Source organism: Streptomyces cahuitamycinicus, from assembly GCF_002891435.1.
Lineage (GTDB): Bacteria > Actinomycetota > Actinomycetes > Streptomycetales > Streptomycetaceae > Streptomyces > Streptomyces cahuitamycinicus.
Genome location: NZ_POUC01001008.1, coordinates 1 through 394 on the forward strand (window position 1 = coordinate 1; position 394 = coordinate 394).

General features: G+C 73.6%; 1 pseudogene. It reads left to right on the plus strand.

What is annotated here, in order from left to right:
• Positions 1–318, plus strand: a pseudogene (locus C1J00_RS44340) (ABC transporter ATP-binding protein); the annotation flags it as partial.
• Between the last annotated feature and the right edge of the window lie 76 nt (positions 319–394).

Here is a 394-nt window from a genome sequence, read left to right on the forward strand (position 1 = left end):
GCCCACCCCTACACCCGCCTGCTGCTGTCCGCTGTACCCGACCCCGAACGGGCCGGCAGCTACGACCCCGTCGAGCGCGCCAGGCTGCGCGAGGCGATCCTCAACCCCACGTCCTGCCCCTACGGCGACGATGGCACGTGCAGCCGCACCGAGCCCGTCCGCCACATCGTCGGCGAGGACGACGGACAACCTCACTGGGTGCGCTGCCACCTGCGCGCACCCGCCTCCGACATCGCCCGCCGGGTCCTCAAAGCCACCGACCGGCCGGACGGCGAGGCCACCGACACCACCGAGAAAGCGGAGACCACCGCCGCATGACCCACGACCTCACCTTCCCCTCCGGCACTCCCACCGCCGAGGGGCTGGCCGAACGCGCCCTGCGCGACCCCCACCG